Raw genomic sequence first — 1,292 nt, 5'->3', positions numbered from 1 at the left:
ACAAGGCGAGCAACCNCGGGCATCGTCGATTGACCCTCGATGATATTGCACCAGCACGAAGCGGCGTAGTTTCCGGACCGAAATGGCCTGCGGTTCCTTGAGGCAATGGTGCCAGGATCGTCCGGCCATCCGGCGTTATCCAGCGCTCTCGCAGGTAACGGGTCGCCGTCGCCGAAATCACGAGGTCCTGGACCAGAAAAGGTTCATGACCTTTGAAAACAGCTCCTGGCGGGACCTCAATCCCGATCACCTTTTCTTCGACTTTGACCCGGGGTGAGACCTTGCCCCGAACGGGACGCTTCTCCTGCTTCTGGGGCTTCGGCGGCGCTGTTCCTTTTTCCATGCCACTCGGTTTGATATGCGGGCGACCCTTCAGTGCGACGTCCTGGCCGAGGATGCGGATCCGTCCGGCGTCAGGGGTCAGTAGGCCTGACAGCAGCTTGACCAAGGTGGACTTACCGGCGCCGTTCTCGCCAAGAAGCGCATGCACCTCGCCGGCATGGACCGTGAAGGACGCATTCTTCAGAGCAATGGTCGCCCCGAAGCGCTTGGCAATCTCGGTAAGATCGAGAGCGGGCTCCGTAAACCCTTCCCCTGCCGGCGGAGCCGATGCTGGAGAGGGAGCGGGGGGCACGTGACCGATCGTGCTCACTGCTCCGGCGTACCGTGGAGGCCGCCTGCAGACCGACCTCGGGCGTCTGTGGCGAGTAGATCGAGGCGAACCAGCCCGGATTACTGATGATGGCCGGCTGGAAGACGTTGCACCCCGCTTCCATCTCCATCCACGCACCCTTTTGGCACAGTTTGACGCTCGCATTGGTCACCAGCGGCAGAGGCAGCTTCGTGAGTTTGGGCACCTTCTTGCCTTCGAGAATCTGCACCGCAAGCTTGAGCGCAAGCGCACCGGAATACGGCGGTGAGGCGTAGGAGATGCTCGGCGCCCCCATCGGCCGATAAGTATCGTGCGCGCCCTTCACCGTCTTGTCGCCAACGGGAAGCATTTGGATGCGATGGCCGTTCGAGCCTTCACCGGCGCAGGCTCGAAGCTTGCTGTCGGGGATGCCCGCCTGTTTCTCCATCGAATTGGCTGTATAGCAGCCGACCTGCATCCACAGACCATTGATGTCCTTCCAGGGATGCGTGGTCACGATCTTGGTCAGCGCCGTCCGGGCGACGGCCTGGCTCCACATACCCGGAGCCGACGCGATGATGTGTATACCGGGATATTTGGCGAAGACCTCTTTGGCGGCCTTGGTACGATCGGTATCGACGGACGTTCCAGGAACGCCCGT

At 61.6% G+C, this 1,292-nt stretch carries 2 protein-coding genes; both read right to left on the bottom strand.

Annotation, left to right across the window (positions count from 1 at the left end):
* Positions 1–490, bottom strand: a 490-nt coding sequence (locus RT91_RS22745) for an ATP-binding cassette domain-containing protein (protein ID WP_408735347.1), incomplete at its 3' end; no start/stop codon positions are given.
* The coding region (locus tag RT91_RS19885; protein ID WP_152982902.1) for a substrate-binding domain-containing protein at positions 456–1,292 on the bottom strand (837 nt) is incomplete at its 5' end. The genes RT91_RS19885 and RT91_RS22745, both read right to left, overlap by 35 nt.

Source organism: Acidiphilium sp. JA12-A1, from assembly GCF_000724705.2.
Lineage (GTDB): Bacteria > Pseudomonadota > Alphaproteobacteria > Acetobacterales > Acetobacteraceae > Acidiphilium > Acidiphilium multivorum.
The sequence above is the reverse complement of the archived record's forward strand: the minus strand, read 5'-3'. Positions and strand labels throughout refer to the sequence as shown.